The following is an 18,615-nucleotide window of genomic DNA, read 5'->3' on the forward strand; positions in this document are numbered from 1 at the left end:
GAGACCATGAAAATGAACGACATCGCCGAATGCCTCGAACGCGAAGTAGCGTGGTTCACCCAAGTGTGTGATGCCCGCTTCGAAGCCTATTTCAAGGCCGATCACGGCAGCGCGGATCTGTCCGCCCGCTGTCCGCCGCCCGACCTGGCGCGCGACAGCAGCCCGTACGCACAACTGGTGCGCGAATACGAGATGGGCTTTGCCGAGCGCGTGGTGCTGATGCTGGCCTTCATGCCGCACCTGCGCCCACAAGTGCTCGATATGTTCCTGCTGCAAAACGCTGCCCTCGGGCGAGGCTATAGCGAAATCGGCGGCTGGCGCGGCAAGCTGCACTCTGGCTTCCTGCCGACCTGCGAAACCGCCGCTTTCCTGCTGGCCGGCGCCGATATCGCACTGCGTTTCAAAGTCTCCAGCCTGTTCAAGGACGAACATTTCTTCACCCGAAGCGGCATGCTCAAGTTCGAACACGAAGCCAGCGGCGAGCCGATGTTCGGTTCGGCCCTGATCCTCAGTAACGAATACCTGCAACGGCTGTCCGACGGCGAAGTGCACAAGCCCGACTTCAGCGCCAGTTTCCCCGCCAAGCTGATGCAAACCAGGCTCGATTGGAGCGACCTGGTACTCAACCCGGAGGTAATGGAAGAAGTCGAACACATCGTCACCTGGCTGCGCCAGCCGCAGCACATCTTGCGCAGCTGGGGGCTCGAAAAGTCCGTCAAGCCCGGCTACCGCAGCCTGTTCTACGGCCCACCCGGCACCGGCAAGACCCTGACGGCCAGCCTGATCGGCAAGGCGGTCGGTGCCGATGTCTACCGCATTGACCTGTCGATGATCGTCTCCAAGTACATCGGCGAGACCGAGAAGAACCTCGCCAGCGTGTTCGACCAGGCGCAGAACAAGAATTGGATCCTGTTCTTCGACGAAGCCGACTCGCTATTCGGCAAGCGTACCCAGACCAGCAACTCCAACGACCGCCACGCCAATCAGGAGATCTCCTACCTGCTGCAACGGGTCGAGGATTTCCCGGGCGTGGTAATTCTCGCCACCAACCTCAAGGCCAATATCGATCAGGCCTTTGCGCGGCGCTTCCAGAGCGAAGTGTATTTCGCCATGCCGGACGCCGAGCAGCGGCAGCGGCTGTGGCAAGGCTTGTTCACTGAGAACAAGCGGCTCGGCGATGACGTTGATTTTCAAGTCATCGCCGAAAAGTACGAGCTGGCGGGCGGCGCCTTGCTCAACGTGGCCCGCTACGCGGCCATCCGCGCCGTGATGAACGGCCGCGAACGCCTCGAACAAGCCGACCTGATTGCCGGTATCGGCAAGGAACTCATGAAGGATGGGAAGACATTGTGAAACATATCCTCGATACTCATCGCCTGAAATACCTCGGCATGCTGGCGATCTGCCACTTGGTGCTGGGCGGCGCGCTGGCGGCCAGTGTGCCCGCGCCGGCGCCGCTGTCCAAAGAGCCCGCTCGCAGCTACACCGTGGTCGGCTATAACCGCGCCATCAAGCAGGCCGACTTTGACGGCCTGGCCAAGCCGGTGGTGCTGCAAATGCAGAACCAGCTCAAGTCCATCTACAGCAAGCTGCCCGACTGGCAGACCGATTACACCATGAAGGAACAGCCGCTCAGTGACGGCATTGTTGGCCGCATCACGCTGTCGTGGCTGCAACGCTATGGCTACACCTTCAAGATCGCCACGCCGGCCGGCTATGTCGAGAGCTTGCCGCAGCACGTGGAGCGGGTGGCGGCGTTTGGCGCCGCCTATCCGGTCGAGCTAGGCGCCTTGCTGAGTCCCGCTTTCAGCAATTGGGAAGATGAGCAGCCGGCGCCGGTCAGGGCCAAGGACACGGCCATCCTGCAACGCGCCAACACGCCGGAATTGCTGGAATTGTTCAAGCGCTACAGTGCCGGCCGCACGCCGGCGCCGCGGCCATCGGCGGTGACGGCCGACAGCGGTTATTACACCTACGAGCTGGACAAGGACGACCTCGCGCTGTTGCAGGGCAAGGATCAATTGATGCAGATGCTGGGCACGCTCAAGGACAAGCCCTTCCATTCGCAGGAGGAGATGCGGGTTGGGTTGCTGCAAACGCTGGGCGGCATGCAGGAGTTGCACAAGACGCTGTGGCCGGTGGTCAAGAGTCAAGTGCTGGCCTACGATGGTTTCCTGATCAACGAGGCGCTGGTGGACAAGTTGCAGAAGGAGGGCGGCTGGCAGGAGTCCACGCTCGACATGCTGCGTGATATGGGCACGGTGTATCTGCAATCGCAGGAGGCGTTCGACAATCTGATCAGCGGCAAGATGACCGGCGACGAAGCGCAGAAGCTGGCCAATGCCGCGCGCGTGCTCGATAACTATCACCTCGATGCGCAAGGGCTGGAGACCATTCAGAATCAGCTGAAAAGCAATGTGCTGAACGCCGGCGTGCCGGCTGCCGTGGTACGCATGCTGGAGCAGATCAAGGATGTGAACTATCCCGAGGCCAGCGTGTTCCGCAGCGCGGCAATTTCCAAGATCGATTTCGGGCTGGCCATGTGCAAGCTTAACTCGCCCACTAACAACGCTTACGTGGCGGGCTTGCGCATCACCGACATTGAACTCGACGCGCTGGAAAAGCAGTTGGAGCCGCTGCGCCAGCAGTCGTTGGACGGTGTGGCGCATTTGAAGGAGGGCGTGCCCGAGACCTTCAAACGCATCCGCGAGCTGCGTGCCAAGGCCGAATTGTGCGATGACGCCACCGACAAGGCCAGCAAGGAACTGGTGCGGGACATTTACCTGAGCTATCTCGGCACGGCAATCGAGGGGCTGGCGCGCAAGAAAATCCCCGACCCGTTGCCCGATATCCTGATCAAGGGCGGCAAGTGCGGCTGCGCGCTGGATGACGTGGCGCGCATCAATTACGCCTTCTATCCATACTGGAAAAGCCACAAGGGCGAGCAGGCGATTAATTTCCGGGCGCTCAACCGGATCGCGTTTCAAACGCTGACGGTGGATAATTTTGGCAACTTCCAGCGCGGCGCCGATAGCTATGACGTGACGCAAAACGATGGCAATGAAACGGCCTTCGTGCGCATCGCCCATCGCTACAATTCCAAGGTTGACTGGGTGATCCAGAAAAACGATTGGGACGGCGATTGGCGCAACTTCTCGCAGCAGAGCCGCAAGGTAGTGTTTGGCAAGATTCGCGCCAATATTCTGGAACTGCTGACGGCGCCACTGAACGATACGGTCTCGCGCATCAAGAACTTCAGCACGCTTGGGCTGGAAGCGCGGCCGCGCCGTGGCGACGGCGTGACCTTGTACTTCCCCAATTATCCGACCGACGCTACCGCCACCGCCGAGTTCAACCTGTTCTTCCTTGAGCTGCGCGAGCTGCTGGACAAGAACGATCTGGGCTTGAATATCCTGGTGTCGCAAAATGTGCTGACGGCCGGCCGTAACGGCGGGCCCGGCGCGTTCGGGCTGGCCAATCTCATCAATCTGCGCGCCAAGCGCTTAGCCACCGAACCGAATCGGCCGGGCGGCCCGGAAAATGACGAGTTCATTCTCGTGCTGCTCAATGAGCCCAGCTCCAGCGCCAAGAAGGCGCTGCGCGCCGCCATCGAAAGCGACGCCATGCTGCACGGTTCGGATCGCGCCGACTTCCTGCGCAGTATTTTGCCGGTGCTGCACTTCGATAACCGCAACTGGCAGCAACTGGAAGACGACATCGTCTATGCACGCGACAGCTTTGGCGGGCTGGGGTTGTGGGCGCCGGATTTTGAGAATCTGGCCACGCCGGTGACCGATCCGAGCCTGTCGTGCCTGAAGTCGATGCAGTTGACCGTCTGCCTGTCGCGCAACTACCTTGAGCCAGGATCGGAGGTTCAGCTGCCGAGCTGGATCGAAGTGTTTTCTTGCGTACAGCGCTGGGGCTTGCGCCTGACGCTGGGCATCCTGCTGCTGATCATCCTGACCACGGTGGTGCTGTTCTTCCGCTTCTGCGGCGCGCAGAACTTCCTCAAACGGAATTTCGCCTACGTGCTTGCGCTGGTCAATCTGCCGGCCACGGTGATCTTTATCTTGCTGCTGCTGTATGACCCGCAACTGGCCCGGCTGTCGTCCGGCAATTTGCCGTTCATCATCACGGCGGGCGTGCTGATGGTGGCGCTGTTTGCCGGCTATCGTTACCTGAAGCAGCGTCGTCGCGTGCCGATGCGCCAGCGCAGTACCTTGGTGCGGCACGAGATGGGCTTCCCGATTGTGGTGTGGCGCACCGAGGGCAATGAGCATGGCTTCCAGTGGACGCTAAAAAATACCGGCAGCGGCTACGCCATCATCAAGCGGGTTGAAATCCTGTACGACAACCTGCCGTTCGCCGATGTGAAAGCGGCGATGGACTCGGTCTTGGGGCCGGATAGCGCGGTGCAGTGGAAGAACACGCCGCTGGTCGGGCAAAAGATCGAGCCGGGCGGTGAACTACTGGCGCTGACGATCTCCGATGCAGCCGCCGCGCAGCACGTGGACGAAAAAATGAATCAAGGGCTGCTGGTGGTGAATATTGTGTACGGCGGATCCGGCAGTGAGCATTGGGTCAGCGATGGCAAGGAAGTGCGTTCGGTTTCCTGAGTGTGGTTCTTTTTTAAGGAGGGATAGAGATGAAAGTTCGATCGACACGGCCGGTGGAATCGCAGCGCTCGGCCAGCGCCACGTCCGGCACGGCGCAAAAGCGCAAGGCTACGGCATCGACGCACTATCAGGACATGGCCAGCAACTCGGCCCAGTCCGCGCAATTGATGGAGCGCGCGCAGATGATGGCGGGCGGCGCGCCGGCCCAGTTGGCCGAGGATGAAGAGCTATTGCAAGGTAAGTTTGAGGCAGCACAGCTGGTGGAAGATGAGGAGCTGTTGCAGGGCAAGTTCACCGCGCAGCGCGCCGAGGTGCAGAATGATTCTGGCTTGCCGCCGCAGCTAAAGGCCGGCATTGAGTCGATGTCCGGCATGAGCATGGATCACGTCAACGTGCACTACAACTCGGATCGTCCGGCGCAGCTGAATGCACACGCCTATGCGCAGGGTAGCGACATCCACGTCGCGCCGGGCCAGGAACAGCACCTGCCGCATGAGGCCTGGCACGTTGTGCAGCAAGCGCAAGGCCGGGTGCAGCCGACCACGCAGATGAAGGAAAGCACGCCGGTCAACGACGATCCAGGGCTGGAAAGCGAGGCCGACGTCATGGGCGCCAAAGCACTCAACATCGGACAAGCTCAATTGAAGGCCGGCGAGCAGGAGTAGCGGCGTCCCTAATTCGTTAATGCAATATGGTTGCATTTGTGTATAATGCAGCCAACTTGCATTAATGAAGGGGTGTTTATGTACCGTTCCGGGCTGGCTGTGTGCATCGCGGCTGTTTATCCTTTGCTTGCCACGGCTGATGACGTGGTGGAGATTGTCGGCGCGCGGCAGCCGTATCGCAGCTTGTCCGCCACCGGCGCGACCAAGACTGAGACGGATCTCAAAGATCTGCCGCAAAGCGCGCGCGTGCTGACGGCCGATATGCTGCGCGACGCCGGCGTGAATCGCTTCGCCGACGCGCTGGAACTGGGCAGCGGCATTTCGCGCCAGAGTAATTTCGGCGGCGTGTGGGATAGCTACGCGGTGCGTGGCTTTACCGGCGATCCGAATTATGGTTCGGACTTTTTGGTCAATGGCTTTAGCTCCAGCCGTGGCTATAACGGCTTGCGCGACAGCGCCAATATCGCCAGCATCGAGATTCTGAAAGGCCCGGCGGCGGCGTTGTATGGACGCGGAGAACCGGGCGGCATCATCAACATCACCACGCGCAAGCCTTTATTCCAGCCTTCGTACACGGTGGAGCAATCGCTGGCGTCGCACGACACCTGGCGCAGCGCGGTGGATTTGACCGGGCCGCTGAGCGAGACGGTGGCGTATCGGCTTAACGCGGCGATAGAGCAGGGCGATAGCTTCCGCGATACGCTGTCGTCCAAGCGGCATATGGTGTCGCCGTCGGTGATCTGGCGCTTGTCGGATCAGACCACGCTGTCGTATGAGCTGGAGGCGTTTGAGCAGCAGGCTTATTTTGATCGCGGCGTGCTGGCGGTGAAGGGCAAGCTGGGATTGATTCCCAATTCGCGCTTCCTCGGCGAGCGTGCCGATGGCCCGATGACGGTGAAGTCCAGCGGACATCAGGTCTTTGTACAGCATGACTTTAACGAGCAGTGGTCGCTGCAAAGCGGGCTGTCGTACCGCAGCAGTTCGATGATGGGCTTTTCGACCGAGGCGTCGGCCTTGCAGCCGGATGGCCGCACGCTGTGGCGCCAGCGCCGTTACCGCGACTTCTCGGCGCAGGACTGGTCGGGGCGTGTTGAGTTGCTGGGCAAGGTCGGCGCGCATCATCTGCTGGTGGGCGTGGATGGCTATCGCTTTGTTGACGATCGTCTGCAACTGCGCAAGAGCCCTAACGCAAGTGCGCCTTATTCCATCGATATCTATGCGCCGGTGTATGGCGGCGTTCAGCCGACCGTGCTTGGGCCGTCGATTAATACCCGCGAGCAGCAGTGGCAAACGGCGTTCTACGCGCAGGATCAAATCGACTTGAACGCGCAGTGGAAGGCGCTGCTTGGCGTGCGGCGCGATGCGTATCGGCAGACTATCACCAACTACAACCGCGCCGGTTTGCAGAACCATCAAGAGCTTGATGTGACTAGCCCGCGCGCGGGCATTGTGTACCAGCCGGATAAGCAGCTGTCCTTGTATGCATCGGCTGGCAAGTCGTTCCGGCCGAATAGCGGCATTGGCATCAATAACGAATCGTTCGAGGCGGAGAGCAGCCGCGCCTACGAAACGGGCGTGAAGTATGACTCTGCGGACGGCAAGTTAAGCAGCACCCTGGCGCTGTACTCGAACCGCAAGAAGAATGTGCTGACGCTTAACCCTGTCGATACCAACTTCTCGCTGGCCGCCGGCGAGGTAGGTAGCAAAGGCGCGGAATTGGACGTGGCGGGCGAGATTGCGCGCAAGTTGCAGCTGTCATTCTCCTACGCTTACACCGATGCCAAAGTTTTGCGTGATAACGTGCTGGCCGTGGACGGGCGCTTGGCGAATGTGCCGAAGCAGGCGGCCAACGTGCTGCTGGTACGGGAGTTTGGCCTAGGTGGCGGTGCTCGCGCTTCGCTTGGCGGCGGCTTGAATTACGTTGGCGAGCGCAATGGCGATGTGGCGATCAGCAGCACCTTCAAGCTACCTGCGTACACCACGGCGCGGCTGGTGTCGTCGTATTCGCCGAACGCGAAGCTGCGGCTGTCGCTCGATATCGATAACCTGTTCGATAAAGTTTATTATCCAAGCTCTTATCAGCAAACCTGGGTAGCGCCGGGCGAGGATCGCCGCATCACCTTGAAAGTGCAGTACAAGTTATGAAACGAGTAGCTTCGATAGATGTAATGCGTGGTCTGGTCATGATGATCATGATGGTGGACCACGTGCGCGAAACCTTCTTCCTGCGCTGGCAGGTCAGCGATCCGATGAACGTGGCGGATACCGATCCTGCGCTGTTCTTCAGCCGTTTTGCAGCGCATTTCTGCGCGCCGATGTTCGTATTTTTGACCGGCTTGTCGGCATGGCTGTATGCGCATCCGGCCGGCGGCGAGCGCTCACCGGCGGGCTTTCTGTTCAAGCGCGGCCTATTTTTGATCGCACTGGAAATCTGCGTGGTCAGCGTGGCGTGGACTGGGCGCATACCGCCGACCACCATTTACTTGCAGGTGATTTGGGTCATCGGCTTGGCGATGATTGCGTTAGCGCTGCTGCATCGCTTGCCGCGCGGCGTGCTGATTGCGCTGGGCCTTGCCATCGTCTTCGGGCATAACGCACTGACGCCGATTACGTTCCAGCCGGGGGAGGCAGGCTACATCCCCTGGACTATCTTGCATGATCGCGGCTTCTTGCTGGCGGAAGGAGCCTTGAAGATCAAGGTCAGTTATCCGCTGCTGCCGTGGATCGGCGTGATCGTGCTCGGTTACGCGGTGGGGCCGTGGTACGCATCGGCCACCTCGCCGGCCCATCGCCGCAAGCTGCTGCTGTTGGCAGGCGCCATCGCGCTGGTGCTGCTGGCGGTGCTGCGTGGCTTGAACATCTATGGCGAGACTTTACCTTGGCAGCAGGGCGCGGACACGCTGCATACCGTGATGTCATTCTTTAACGTGACCAAGTACCCGCCATCATTGGCGTTCCTGCTGCTGACGCTGGGCGTCGGCTTGCTGGTGCTGGCCTGGCTGGAGCAGCGCGATCACGCCTTCCTGCGCATCTGCGCCACCTTTGGCGGCGCGCCGATGTTCTACTACCTGCTGCATCTGTACGTGTTGTTACTGTTGCAAACGGTGGCGGTGGCGTGGCTGGGCACGAATCACGGCACGCGCTATGAGTTCGACAGTCTGTGGCAAGTATGGGCATTGACTGCGGTGCTGATCCCATTGCTGTATTTGCCGTGCCGCGCCTTCGGCAACTTCAAGCGCCGCACTACGATGGCGTGGGTGCGCTACCTGTAAGCTGCTGCTGCATAAATTCTACGCAGACGCGTACTTTGGCGGAACCGGCCAGGCGCTGCGGATAGACGGCCCAGACGTTGGCGCTTTGGGTGTACTGGGGCAGTACCTGTACAAGTTCGCCACTGTGCAGGTGCGGCTGGGCGTCCCAGTGCGAACGCAGCACAATGCCGGCGCCGGCCACCGCCCACTGCAGTGCAATCTCGCCGTGGTTGGAGGAGAGAGAGCCGGTGACTTTGACGGTTTCTTCCACGCCGCCGGCGCTGCGCAGCGTCCATACGCCGAATGGCAGGTCGCGTTCCTTGATCGCCAGGCAGTTGTGGCCTGCCAGTTCTTTGAGGTTGCGCGGCGTGCCGTGCTGCTTGAGGTAGGACGGCGCGGCGCACAGGATGCGGTGATTCGACATCAGCTTGCGCGCGATGAGGTGCGGTGCGATTTCGTCGCCAACGCGGATGTCGAGATCAAAGCCTTCGCTCACAATGTCGACCACGCGGTCGAACACTTCAAACCGTACCTGTAGCGACGGATGTTCCGCCACCAGCCGCGCCACCACCGGCGCCACCACGTTGCGGCCGAAACCAAAGCTGCTGCTGATGCGCAGCAGGCCGCGCGGCACGTCGCGCCGTTCGGCCACTTCGTGCAGCAGGCTGTCGAGATTTTCCAGTATCGTCATGGCGTGTGCGTAGACGCGCTCACCATCTTCGCTGACGACTACGCGGCGAGTGGTGCGGTGGAACAGGCGCACGCCCAGCGTTTGCTCCAGTATGCCGATCCGCTTGCTGACGTAGGCCGGTGACATGCCCAGTTCCTCGGCAGCCGCTGCGAAGCTGGCCTTGCGGGCCGCGGTGGCAAACACGCGCAGGTCTTCGTTGTCTATTTGATTGTTCACGATGCGTGATTTATGTAATTACGTTTATGGTGATTATAAACACGATTAATCGGTTTATGCTGTGGCTTTCCATGAGGAGAGCAGTCATGAAAGTACATAAAATCGCGGTGCTGGCCGGTGACGGCATAGGCAAGGAAGTGATGCCGGAAGGGATACGTGCGGTGGAAGCGGCGGCGCGCCGTTTCGGCATTGGCATTGAGTGGACTACTTTTGAGTGGCCGAGCTGCGAATACTATCTCCAACACGGCAAGATGATGCCGGATGACTGGATGGCGCAGTTAAAGGACTTCGACGCGCTGTTCTTCGGCGCGGTCGGCTGGCCGGACACGGTGCCGGATCACGTTTCGCTGTGGGGATCGCTGCTGAAATTCCGCCGCCAGTTCGACCAGTACATCAATCTGCGTCCGGTACGGTTGCTGCCCGGCGTGCCTTGCCCGCTGGCGAACAAGCAGCCCGGCGATATCGATATGTACATCGTGCGCGAAAATACCGAGGGCGAGTACTCCAGCGTCGGCGGCCGCATGTTCGAAGGCACGGAGCGCGAGTTCGTTTTGCAGGAAGCTATCTTCACTCGAACCGGCGTGGATCGCGTGCTGAAGTTCGCGTTTGAATTGGCGCAGAAGCGGCCGAAGAAGCACCTCACCTCCGCCACCAAGTCCAACGGCATTTCGATCAGCATGCCGTATTGGGACGAGCGCGTAGATGCGATGTGCGCCGGCTACCCGGAGGTAAAGCACGACAAGTACCACATCGATATCCTGGCCGCGCGCTTCGTGCTGTCGCCCGAGCGCTTTGACGTGGTGGTGGCGTCCAATCTGTTCGGCGATATTTTGTCAGACCTTGGCCCTGCGTGCGCCGGCACTATCGGCATTGCGCCGTCGGCCAATTTGAATCCCGAGCGTAGCTTCCCGTCGCTGTTTGAACCGGTGCACGGCTCGGCGCCTGACATCTACGGCCAAAACATCGCCAACCCTATCGCCATGATCTGGTGCGGCGCGATGATGCTGGACTTCCTCGGCTACACCAATGCGCATGACGCTATCGTGTCCGCAGTGGAGCGTTGCCTGGTTGACGGCCCGCGCACGCCGGATATGGGCGGGACGGCCGATACCACGCAAGTCGGCATGGCCATCGCTTCGCTTATTTAGTATCGATCAGCGGCTTCACGCTGAAGCCGTGCACCAGTATCGATAGCATGATGACGCCTAGCGCGATGCCGGTCAGTTCGCGCGCTAGGTTGGGCGGCAGGCCGGCTTCGATTGCAAACACGAGGTAAAACAGCGATCCAATGCCGCGCACGCCGAACCAGCCGGTAAGAGCGCGCATGCGCTTGCCCACGCCGCTGCCCATCAGACCGATATACACGGCGAGCGGCCGCGCAATCACGAACAGGAAGGCTGCCACGCCGATGGTTTCGTAAGGCAGGTCGCGCAGCGAGATCATGCCCCCTAACAGAAGTACCAGCGTCAATTCGGACAGGCGTTCGAGGTGTTCCTTGAATACCAGCGATTCGGCGCTGACCACTTGCGGCACTTCGCTGTGCTGTGCGGTTTCGGACTTGGCCATGTCCGGCTCCAGCAAGCCATAGCGGTCTTTCGGCGCGCCGGCCAGCACCAACTCGGTCTGGCGCAGCGCCACGGCGGCGAAGAAGACGGCCAGGTAGCCGGAGGCCTTGATCATGCTGGCGAAGCCGTAGACCACGGCGATCAAGCCTAGCGCGACCAGATCGTCCATGATTTCGTGGCGCGGCTTGATCATGCGCAGCCGCCAGCCTAGCTTGGCCAGTCCTGCACCGGCCAGTGCGCCTACCGCTACTGCGCCGGCCGTCGCCCAGAGCACGTCCACCAGTAGCCAGCGCAGATAATGTTCGGCGCCGTCGCCGCGTATGCCGTCACCGATACCGCCGACACCCAGCATGCCGAGACCGAGCAGCACGAACGGGAAGGCGCTGCCGTCATTCATACCGGCTTCGCAGGTGAGCGTGAACCGCAGTTGATCCTTGTCGCCGGCATGGCGCACTTGTACATCGGTCGCCAGTACCGGATCGGTGGGCGCGAGTATGCCGCCCAAAAGAATGGCGGCTCCGGCAGGAAGGTGCAGCACGTAGTAAGCAAACAGCGCGACCAGTGCCACGGTCAGCGCCATCGAAATCCACGCCAGCCGCAGCGGCGCATCCCAGCGCGCCAGTTTGAATGGCACCGGCATTTTGATCCCTGCTGAGAATAGCGAAATGAGCAAGGCGCTTTGGGTCAGCATTTCCAGCAGACCGGATTGCTCGCCCGGATCGAAGCGGAAGATGCCAAGGAAGCTCGGGCCGAGCGCAATCCCCACGCATAGGTAGACGATGGCCGACGTAAACGGCGATCGTGAAATCGACGTCGCCGCCAAGCCGCGCGCCAGCATTAGCAGGCCGACCAGCAGGAACCATTGATTTGTGCTCATGATGTCAGGCTAAGAGCTTTTCTTCAAATTGTATGTGGGGCAGGGCACGGAGGAGCGGTTATACTCGTCGCCACTATGAAAAAACTTCTATTCTCTCTGCTGGTCGCGCTGCCCTTGATCTCATCGGCTGGGCCTTGCCTGCCTGCGTCCGCGCTGATTGAGCGCGACTCCCAATACGAAGAGGCGTTGCGCGTCGGCGACGTGCCGTTCTTGCAATCGCTGCTGGCGGACGAGTATGTGTGGGTGCACTCGCTTGGTTCGCAAATCGAAACGCGCAGCGGCTTGCTGGCGCGGCTGGAGAAGCCGGTGGTCTACAAGGCGCGCAGCACCAGCGACGTGCACGTGCATGTACAAGGCGATACCTCGGTAGTACGCGGCGTTAGCACGACCGAGCAGTGGAATGCGGACGGCACAACGTGGCGCACCAACCGCTATCAATTCATGCGTACTTATGTCAACGCCGGCGGCCAGTGCAAGCTGCTGTCGGTGCAAACCATGAACCTGAAGTGATGGTGCAAGTGCAGCGCGCGGAATTGGAAGAGCAACTGGCGCAAGGCGCGCGCCGTTTTGAAGGTTGTTCGTTTGATGATGAAGATTTGTCCCGTCTCGATTTGCAGGGCTGCGTATTTGAGCGTTGCACCTTCGCCGAGACTTCGCTATTCGCCAGCAAATTGGCGCGCTCGCAGTGGCTGCGTTGCCGCGCCGGCGGCGCCGATTTCGAATCGGTGGATGCCGTCGATGCCCGTTTCGATGGCTGCGATCTGAATAACAGCAAGTGGCGCCGCTCCAAGCTGGCATCCGCCGCTTTTCACGGCTGCAAACTGACCGGCGCTTCGTTTGAAGAAGTGGCGCATCTCGGTATTCATTTTGAAGAGTGCTTGCTGATCGGCGCCGACATGCGCGGCTTCTCGTTCAGGAAGACGACTTTGAAGGAATTGGATTTCTCAGAGGCCTATCTGTCCGGCTGCGATTTCCGCGAGGCCGTGTTCGAAGGCGGCAGCTTGCGCCATGCGGTGCTCAAGCTGGCCAAATTCCAAGGCGCTGATCTGCGTGGGGCCAGCATCGAGGGCGTGAAGCTGACCGAGGCTGGTTTGTTCAAGGGCGCGATCATCTCCCACTCGCAGGCGGCAAGCTTCCTGCGCGAGTTGGATCTTATTGTTACTTAGCCGCGCTTTCTTCCTCGCGTAACTGCGCGCTCATACCGTCGCAGCTGTCAGACCATGCCGTCAACCACGACGGCATGGCTGGCGACTGTTCCGGCATGCCGAGATCTTTGACGATGGCGGCCGGCGGCACCGTGCCCTTGGCGGCGCGGAATACGCCGCGCATGATGACTGTACCGGCCACGCGGCCGTCCTTGACGAAGCGGTGTTCGAGGAAGCTCCACTTGTCGTCCCAGCCCAGCATGCGGGTGTGGATTTCAAACGATTCAAACAGTTTCAGCTCGCGGCGGAATTTGCCCCATGCGTCGCCGACGATGGGCACGGCCTTGTGGCGCAGCGCGGTGCGGAATGCGCCGGTTTTCAGCACGTAGTCCATGCGGCCGATGTCGGCCAGCGTGAAGTAGCGGCCGTTGGTGACGTGGCGGTTTAAGTCAAGATCCAGCGGCCATACGCGCATGCGCACCACGGTGGTCGAAAACGGGTCGGCAGCCTTGCGCCATGGGCGTTTCAGCAGCATCCAGAACAGTCGAAACCAGAGATTCATAATGTATAGGTGAGTAGAGTATTGCCACCACTATAGGGCAGGCGGATCTGGTAAGGTAGGTGCAGAAATGACTTTTTTCATGCGAAATATGCCATGCATCTGACTTTACTCTTCGCCGACCAATGCTCGGCCTCCAGCGCCACCACCGCGCTGGAATTGCTCACCGCCGCCAATCTGTTTGCCGGCGAGCCGATTTTTGACGTGGTCACCGCTTCGCTGGACGGCCAGCCGGTACGCACTTTGCGTGGCCAGGCTTTGCAGCCGGAAGTGGCGCTGGAAGATATCGCCCATACCGACCTTGTACTGATTCCCGGCTTCCTGTTCACGCTGCGCGAAGCTTTGCCGGGCTTTGGCCGTTACAGCGTATGGCTGCGCAAGCAGCACGCACAAGGCGCGGTGCTGGCCACCATGTGCACCGCCACTTTCCTGCTGGCGGAAACCGGCTTGCTGTCCGGCGCGCGCGCAACCACGCATTGGGCCTTCGCAGACCTGTTCCGCAAACGCTATCCCGATGTGCGCATGGATGAACGCGAAACGCTGTGCGAAGACAATCGCTTGCTCACCAGTGGCGGCGCCAGTGCGGCCATGGATTTGCTGCTGCACCTGCTTCGCCGTTACGGCTCGCTCGATCTGGCGCAGAAATGCAGCCACTATCTGCTGATCGATAACTCCCGCAGCGAGCAATCGGTGTATGTGTTGTGGTCTATGCCGAAAAGCCATGGCGAGAAAGCCAAGCACCTGCTGGAATCAACCCGCATGAGCCTGGACAGCATTACCTGCAAAGTGGGATACGAAGACAGTAACTCGTTCCGCCGGTTGTTCCAGCAGCGAGTGGGACTGCTGCCCGCGTCGTACCGGAAGAAGTTCCAGCCGCGGGCAGCATAAGGGAAGAGACTTAGTTCAGCGCTGAGTGTTTGCGCGCATAGGTGAAGTAGATCACCAGGCCGATGGCCAGCCAGACGCCGAAGGCAACCCAGGTGAACCAGCTCAGATAAGCCATTAGAGTCACGCAGAAGATCACGGCCAGCGCAGGAATCACCGGCACGCCAGGGCAGCGGAAGGCGCGCGGCAGGTCAGGACGCTTTTTGCGCAGGATGACGATAGCGATCGACACCAGCGTGAAGGCGGCCAGCGTGCCGATGTTCACCAATTCATTCAGCACGTTCAGCGGCACCACGGCAGCCAGCACGCCAAACACGATACCGACCAGCCAAGTGGCGAAGAACGGCGTCTGGAAGCGCGGGTGCACCGACGACAGGCGTTTCGGCAGCAGGCCGTCGCGCGACATGGCGTAGATGATGCGGGTCTGGCCGTAAGCCATCACCAGGATCACGGTGGTCATGCCCAGGATTGCGCCGAGGTCGACGAAGCCGGCAAACCAGTTTTCACCAGCGCGCTGCAGTGCCAGCGTAACCGGGTGGTCAATGCCGAGGAATTCTTTGAACGGCACGATGCCGGTCATGATGGCCGATACGATCACATACAGCACGGTGCACACGGCCAGCGAGCCGATAATGCCGATCGGCAGATCGCGCTCCGGGCGTTTGACTTCTTCCGCCGCCGACGTCACCGCGTCGAAGCCGATGAAGGCGAAGAACACCAGCGCCGCTGCGCTCAGCATGCCGTTGGTACCGTAAGGCATAAACGGCTGCCAGTTGGCTGGCGTCACGTGGCGCGCGCCGACCAGAATAAACAGCAGCACCACGCCGATCTTAATCACCACCATGATGTTGTTCACGCGGGCTGATTCGCGCACGCCGAGGCTCAGCATTGCGGTCAGCAGCAGCATGATGCACAGCGCCGGCAGGTTGATGAAGGTAGTCACGCCCGGCAGTGCGCCCGGCGCCGCCGTCAGCTCTACCGGCAAGTGGATGCCGAAGCCGGAGATCAGCGATTGGAAGTAGCCCGACCAGCCGACCGATACGGCGGAAGTGGCGAGGCCATACTCCAGTAGCAGATCCCAGCCGATCATCCACGCGGCCAGTTCGCCCAGCGTGGCGTAAGAATAAGTGTAGATGGAGCCGGCCACCGGTACGGTGGAGGCAAATTCAGCGTAGCACAGCGCCGCGAAGCCGCAGGCGATTGCCGCCACCACGAAGGACAGCGTCAACGCCGGGCCGGCGGTGACCGCGCCGGTGCCGGTCAGCACAAAAATGCCCGTGCCGACGATCGCGCCGATGCCCATCAAAACCAGGTCGAAAGGACCGAGTACCTTTGCCAAACCGCCCGGCTTGCGGGAGTTGGCGATCATGTCATCCAGATTCTTCGTTCTAAAAAGGCTCAAAATAGCTCCATTGCTTTTTTGTGTTTTATCGTAGTCCCGGCGGGGCGGCCTTGTGGGCCTGGTTCGGGCAAGCGCAGATCATACAGCATGTTTTCTGCATTTCCGATAGTGTTGTTTTACGTGTATCGATGTGTATCTGGACGCTTCATTCACTGGACAAGAGCACAGAAATGTAGAGTAAAAATCTATCTTCCAACCGGGCCAGATCGAGGCCGGTGACTTCGCCGATGCGGCGCAGGCGGTAGTCCAGCGTGTTGCGGTGTATGTGCAGGGCGTCGGCGGTGGCGGCCGGATGGCCGTCTTGGGCGAACCAGGTTTCTAGTGTGCGGCGCAGCATATTTTTATTCTTGCCGAGTTTTTCTATGGGCGCGCGCAACTGGCCGGCTTGCCATCCGGTGTTCAGGCCGGAGAGCAGTACAGGCAGGGTGTGGTTGTAATAACTGTATAGGTACTGGGGCTTTCCAGCCGCGTGGCCACGTTCGCGCGTGCGGCCGATGTGGGCAGCGGTGCGCGCGCTTTGCCACGATGTCGCCACCTGCCCGATGCCGTGCAGGGCGATGCCCATGGTGAGGGCGTGCGGCTGCGGGCAGAGGTCGCGCAGTGCCGCTGCCAGGGCTTGCAGCTGCTTGTGATGGCCGGGGCCGGGCGCGTCGTAAAAATCGAGAATCGCCAGTTCCTGCGGGCTGGTTGCCGCCGTCATGGTGGCGGGCAGGCGCGCTTGCAGGCGCAGTTGCAGCGCTTGCAGATCGACTGGCGCGCGGCTGTCGTCCACCTCCAGCAGGTAGACCGCGTGCATGCGGTCGAGCTGCACGTTGAGCCGGTGCGCCCATGCCACCAGGTCGGCCCGGTTGGCGTGATCGCCGTTGATCAGATTAAGAACGAAGGCCTCGCGGTAGCGCGAATCGCGTTGCAGTTCGCCGGTCAGTTGCGCCTGTTCGAGGATCATCTCGGCGGTAAGGCGCACCAATTCGCCGAACTGGCGGACGTCGTCCGGTGCCCCGCTCAAGCCTACTGCGCCGCACAATTGTCCGTGTACTGTCAGCGGCAAATTGATGCCCGGCTGGGCGCCGTGCAGGTTGCGCGCGCTGGCTTCGTCGATTTCCACCGTCAGTTGCTTGGCCAGGGCGAGCAGGGCGCCTGCATGTAGTTCGCCGATGCGGGCCGGATTGCCGCTGGCGATAATGCTGCCGTTGGCGTCCATGACGTTGACGTTGTAGGGGATGATGCGCATGGTGCGGGTAACAATATCCTGCGCCAGTGCCGTGCTTAGAATGTCCATGCACTGCATTTTAGGGCATTTGCACAAGATTTGGCCGCTTGGGAAGGCCAAATTCGGGCGCACGGCCAATGCTTTTTTGTGATCGATTCCAGATAATCGCCGTATCATTAAAAAGACACTGGAGACTATCATGAGCACTTCCACCACCGCGGCGCAGGCCTGGCCGGCGGCGTCGGTCCTCGACGGCGCGTACAAAAAAGCCAGCTGGCATCTGATTCCGTTTATCTTCGTCTGCTACCTGTTCAATTATCTGGATCGCGTCAACGTCGGCTTTGCGAAGCTCGAGATGCTGGACGCGCTCAAATTGAGCAATACCGTTTATGGCTTAGGCGCCGGCATTTTCTTTATCGGCTATGTGCTGAGCGGCGTGCCGAGTAATCTGATCCTGCACAAAATCGGCGCGCGCCGCTGGATCTCGGTGATGATGATCGCGTGGGGCGGCCTGTCGGCCTGTATGCTGTTCGTGAACTCGCCAACCTCCTTCTACGTGCTGCGCTTCTTTACCGGCGTGGCCGAAGCGGGCTTCTTCCCCGGCATGGTGCTGTACTTTACGCACTGGTTCCCGACGCAGAAACGCGGTCAGGTGATGGCGCTGTTCATGTCGGCGATTCCTATCTCCGGTTTGATCGGCGGCCCGCTGTCCGGCTGGATGCTGTCGCATTTCTCGTCCGGCCAAGGCGGCATGGCGGGCTGGCAGTGGCTGTTCCTGCTGCAAGGCCTGCCGACCGTGCTGCTGGGCGTTGGCGTGTATTTCTATCTCAACGACGGCATCGCGCAAGCCAAGTGGCTGAGCAGCGAAGAGAAATCCGCCATGCAGGCCGCGCTGGCCAGCGACGAGCAGCAGCGCGCCGCCACCAGCAATGTGGGCCAGTCGTTTAGCGCCGTGCTGCGTAATGGCAGCGTGTGGATGCTGGGTGTGATCTACTTCTGCATTCAAATGGGCGTGTATGCGATTAACTTCTGGCTGCCTTCGATTATCAAGTCGCTGGGCTTCCAAAGCGCGGTAACGGTGGGCTGGCTGAGCGCCATACCATATCTGCTGGCTGCCGTATTCATGGTGTGGGCCGGCCGCTCGGCCGACAAACACCGCGAGCGCCGCTTGCACGTGTCGCTGCCGATGGTGATGGGCCTCATTGGCCTGCTGATGGCGGCGAACTTCTCCAGCACTGCCTTGATCGTGATGATCGGCTTGAGCATGGCGACCATGGGCGCACTGGCGGCGCTGGCGCAGTTCTGGTCTTTGCCTGCGGCCTTCCTTGGCAGCGCCGCTGCTGCCGGTGGACTGGCGCTGATTAATTCGCTGGGCCAGATCGCCGGTTTCGTCAGCCCGTTCCTGGTCGGCTGGATTAAGGATGCGACGCAGAGCACCGATATGGCGCTGTATATTTTGTCCAGCGTGCTGCTGCTTGGTGCGATACTGGTGCTGCGCATTCCTGCGAAGCTGGTTAACCGTTAAGAGCACAA

15 protein-coding genes are annotated in these 18,615 nt (G+C 60.6%); 10 read left to right on the top strand and 5 right to left on the bottom strand.

Features of this window, described 5'->3' with window-relative positions; all coding sequences use genetic code 11:
• Positions 1-6 precede the first annotated feature (6 nt).
• From GTP45_RS09790 to GTP45_RS09810, 5 genes are all read left to right on the top strand, one after another.
• Positions 7-1,353 carry an ATP-binding protein gene (locus tag GTP45_RS09790; protein WP_217363339.1) on the top strand — a complete coding sequence of 449 codons (1,347 nt, stop codon included), beginning with the start codon at positions 7-9 and terminating at the stop codon, positions 1,351-1,353.
• Entirely contained in the window at positions 1,350-4,616 is a 3,267-nt protein-coding gene (locus tag GTP45_RS09795) for a hypothetical protein (protein ID WP_161013691.1), read from the top strand. Before GTP45_RS09790 ends, GTP45_RS09795 begins: the two co-directional genes overlap by 4 nt.
• A gap of 29 nt (positions 4,617-4,645) precedes the next feature.
• Complete coding sequence (locus GTP45_RS28605) at positions 4,646-5,281, top strand: eCIS core domain-containing protein (RefSeq protein ID WP_229258398.1); 636 nt, start codon at positions 4,646-4,648, stop codon at positions 5,279-5,281.
• A gap of 78 nt (positions 5,282-5,359) precedes the next feature.
• Positions 5,360-7,426, top strand: a complete 2,067-nt coding sequence (locus GTP45_RS09805) for a TonB-dependent siderophore receptor (RefSeq protein WP_161013692.1) — start codon at positions 5,360-5,362, stop codon at positions 7,424-7,426.
• Complete coding sequence (locus GTP45_RS09810; RefSeq protein WP_161013693.1) at positions 7,423-8,553, top strand: acetyltransferase domain-containing protein; 1,131 nt, start codon at positions 7,423-7,425, stop codon at positions 8,551-8,553. Before GTP45_RS09805 ends, GTP45_RS09810 begins: the two co-directional genes overlap by 4 nt.
• On the opposite strand, the gene GTP45_RS09815 is transcribed toward GTP45_RS09810, so the two are convergent.
• A complete protein-coding gene (locus GTP45_RS09815; protein WP_161013694.1) occupies positions 8,525-9,439 on the bottom strand; it encodes a LysR substrate-binding domain-containing protein in 915 nt (304 codons plus the stop codon). The two genes, GTP45_RS09810 and GTP45_RS09815, sit on opposite strands and share 29 nt — an antisense overlap.
• An 86-nt stretch (positions 9,440-9,525) precedes the next feature.
• On the opposite strand from GTP45_RS09815, the gene GTP45_RS09820 reads away from it, so the two are divergent.
• Positions 9,526-10,587: a tartrate dehydrogenase gene (locus GTP45_RS09820; RefSeq protein ID WP_161013695.1), complete on the top strand. Its 1,062-nt coding sequence runs from the start codon at positions 9,526-9,528 to the stop codon at positions 10,585-10,587.
• Here the strand turns inward: GTP45_RS09820 and GTP45_RS09825 are convergent.
• A complete protein-coding gene (locus tag GTP45_RS09825) occupies positions 10,580-11,881 on the bottom strand; it encodes a cation:proton antiporter (protein ID WP_161013696.1) in 1,302 nt (433 codons plus the stop codon). The two genes, GTP45_RS09820 and GTP45_RS09825, sit on opposite strands and share 8 nt — an antisense overlap.
• Before the next feature lie 75 nt (positions 11,882-11,956).
• Here GTP45_RS09825 and GTP45_RS09830 point away from each other — a divergent pair, with 75 nt between their 5' ends.
• Together GTP45_RS09830 and GTP45_RS09835 are read left to right on the top strand one after the other, a co-directional pair.
• Positions 11,957-12,391 (top strand): nuclear transport factor 2 family protein, encoded by a 435-nt coding sequence (locus tag GTP45_RS09830; RefSeq protein ID WP_161013697.1) that lies wholly within the window; start codon positions 11,957-11,959, stop codon positions 12,389-12,391.
• Positions 12,391-13,047 (top strand): pentapeptide repeat-containing protein, encoded by a 657-nt coding sequence (locus tag GTP45_RS09835; RefSeq protein ID WP_161014175.1) that lies wholly within the window; start codon positions 12,391-12,393, stop codon positions 13,045-13,047. Before GTP45_RS09830 ends, GTP45_RS09835 begins: the two co-directional genes overlap by 1 nt.
• Here the strand turns inward: GTP45_RS09835 and GTP45_RS09840 are convergent.
• A complete protein-coding gene (locus tag GTP45_RS09840) occupies positions 13,040-13,588 on the bottom strand; it encodes a thioesterase family protein (protein WP_161013698.1) in 549 nt (182 codons plus the stop codon). The genes GTP45_RS09835 and GTP45_RS09840 overlap by 8 nt on opposite strands.
• A 93-nt stretch (positions 13,589-13,681) precedes the next feature.
• On the opposite strand from GTP45_RS09840, the gene GTP45_RS09845 reads away from it, so the two are divergent.
• Positions 13,682-14,473: a GlxA family transcriptional regulator gene (locus tag GTP45_RS09845; RefSeq protein ID WP_161013699.1), complete on the top strand. Its 792-nt coding sequence runs from the start codon at positions 13,682-13,684 to the stop codon at positions 14,471-14,473.
• Between the two features lie 10 nt (positions 14,474-14,483).
• Here GTP45_RS09845 and bcaP read toward each other — a convergent pair whose 3' ends face one another.
• Positions 14,484-15,872, bottom strand: a complete 1,389-nt coding sequence (gene bcaP / locus GTP45_RS09850; RefSeq protein ID WP_308494592.1) for a branched-chain amino acid transporter BcaP — start codon at positions 15,870-15,872, stop codon at positions 14,484-14,486.
• 145 nt (positions 15,873-16,017) lie between these two features.
• Positions 16,018-17,151, bottom strand: a complete 1,134-nt coding sequence (locus tag GTP45_RS09855) for a sugar diacid recognition domain-containing protein (RefSeq protein ID WP_161013701.1) — start codon at positions 17,149-17,151, stop codon at positions 16,018-16,020.
• A 130-nt stretch (positions 17,152-17,281) separates the two neighbouring features.
• On the opposite strand from GTP45_RS09855, the gene GTP45_RS09860 reads away from it, so the two are divergent.
• On the top strand, positions 17,282-18,607 hold the full coding sequence (locus tag GTP45_RS09860) for an MFS transporter (RefSeq protein ID WP_161013702.1): 1,326 nt from the start codon (positions 17,282-17,284) through the stop codon (positions 18,605-18,607).
• Positions 18,608-18,615 lie beyond the last annotated feature (8 nt).

The organism is Duganella rivi (assembly GCF_009857435.1).
GTDB classification, from domain to species: domain Bacteria; phylum Pseudomonadota; class Gammaproteobacteria; order Burkholderiales; family Burkholderiaceae_D; genus Rugamonas; species Rugamonas rivi.

Bases quoted from the DNA above. Each gene is read 5' to 3' on its own strand.
- GTP45_RS09790 (WP_217363339.1), top strand. From the start codon at position 7: ATGAAAATGAACGACATCGCCGAATGCCTCGAACGCGAAGTAGCGTGG.
- GTP45_RS28605 (WP_229258398.1), top strand. From the start codon at position 4,646: ATGAAAGTTCGATCGACACGGCCGGTGGAATCGCAGCGCTCGGCCAGC.
- GTP45_RS09805 (WP_161013692.1), top strand. From the start codon at position 5,360: ATGTACCGTTCCGGGCTGGCTGTGTGCATCGCGGCTGTTTATCCTTTG.
- GTP45_RS09810 (WP_161013693.1), top strand. From the start codon at position 7,423: ATGAAACGAGTAGCTTCGATAGATGTAATGCGTGGTCTGGTCATGATG.
- GTP45_RS09820 (WP_161013695.1), top strand. From the start codon at position 9,526: ATGAAAGTACATAAAATCGCGGTGCTGGCCGGTGACGGCATAGGCAAG.
- GTP45_RS09825 (WP_161013696.1), bottom strand. From the start codon at position 11,881: ATGAGCACAAATCAATGGTTCCTGCTGGTCGGCCTGCTAATGCTGGCG.
- GTP45_RS09830 (WP_161013697.1), top strand. From the start codon at position 11,957: ATGAAAAAACTTCTATTCTCTCTGCTGGTCGCGCTGCCCTTGATCTCA.
- GTP45_RS09835 (WP_161014175.1), top strand. From the start codon at position 12,391: ATGGTGCAAGTGCAGCGCGCGGAATTGGAAGAGCAACTGGCGCAAGGC.
- GTP45_RS09840 (WP_161013698.1), bottom strand. From the start codon at position 13,588: ATGAATCTCTGGTTTCGACTGTTCTGGATGCTGCTGAAACGCCCATGG.
- GTP45_RS09845 (WP_161013699.1), top strand. From the start codon at position 13,682: ATGCATCTGACTTTACTCTTCGCCGACCAATGCTCGGCCTCCAGCGCC.
- GTP45_RS09855 (WP_161013701.1), bottom strand. From the start codon at position 17,151: ATGGACATTCTAAGCACGGCACTGGCGCAGGATATTGTTACCCGCACC.
- GTP45_RS09860 (WP_161013702.1), top strand. From the start codon at position 17,282: ATGAGCACTTCCACCACCGCGGCGCAGGCCTGGCCGGCGGCGTCGGTC.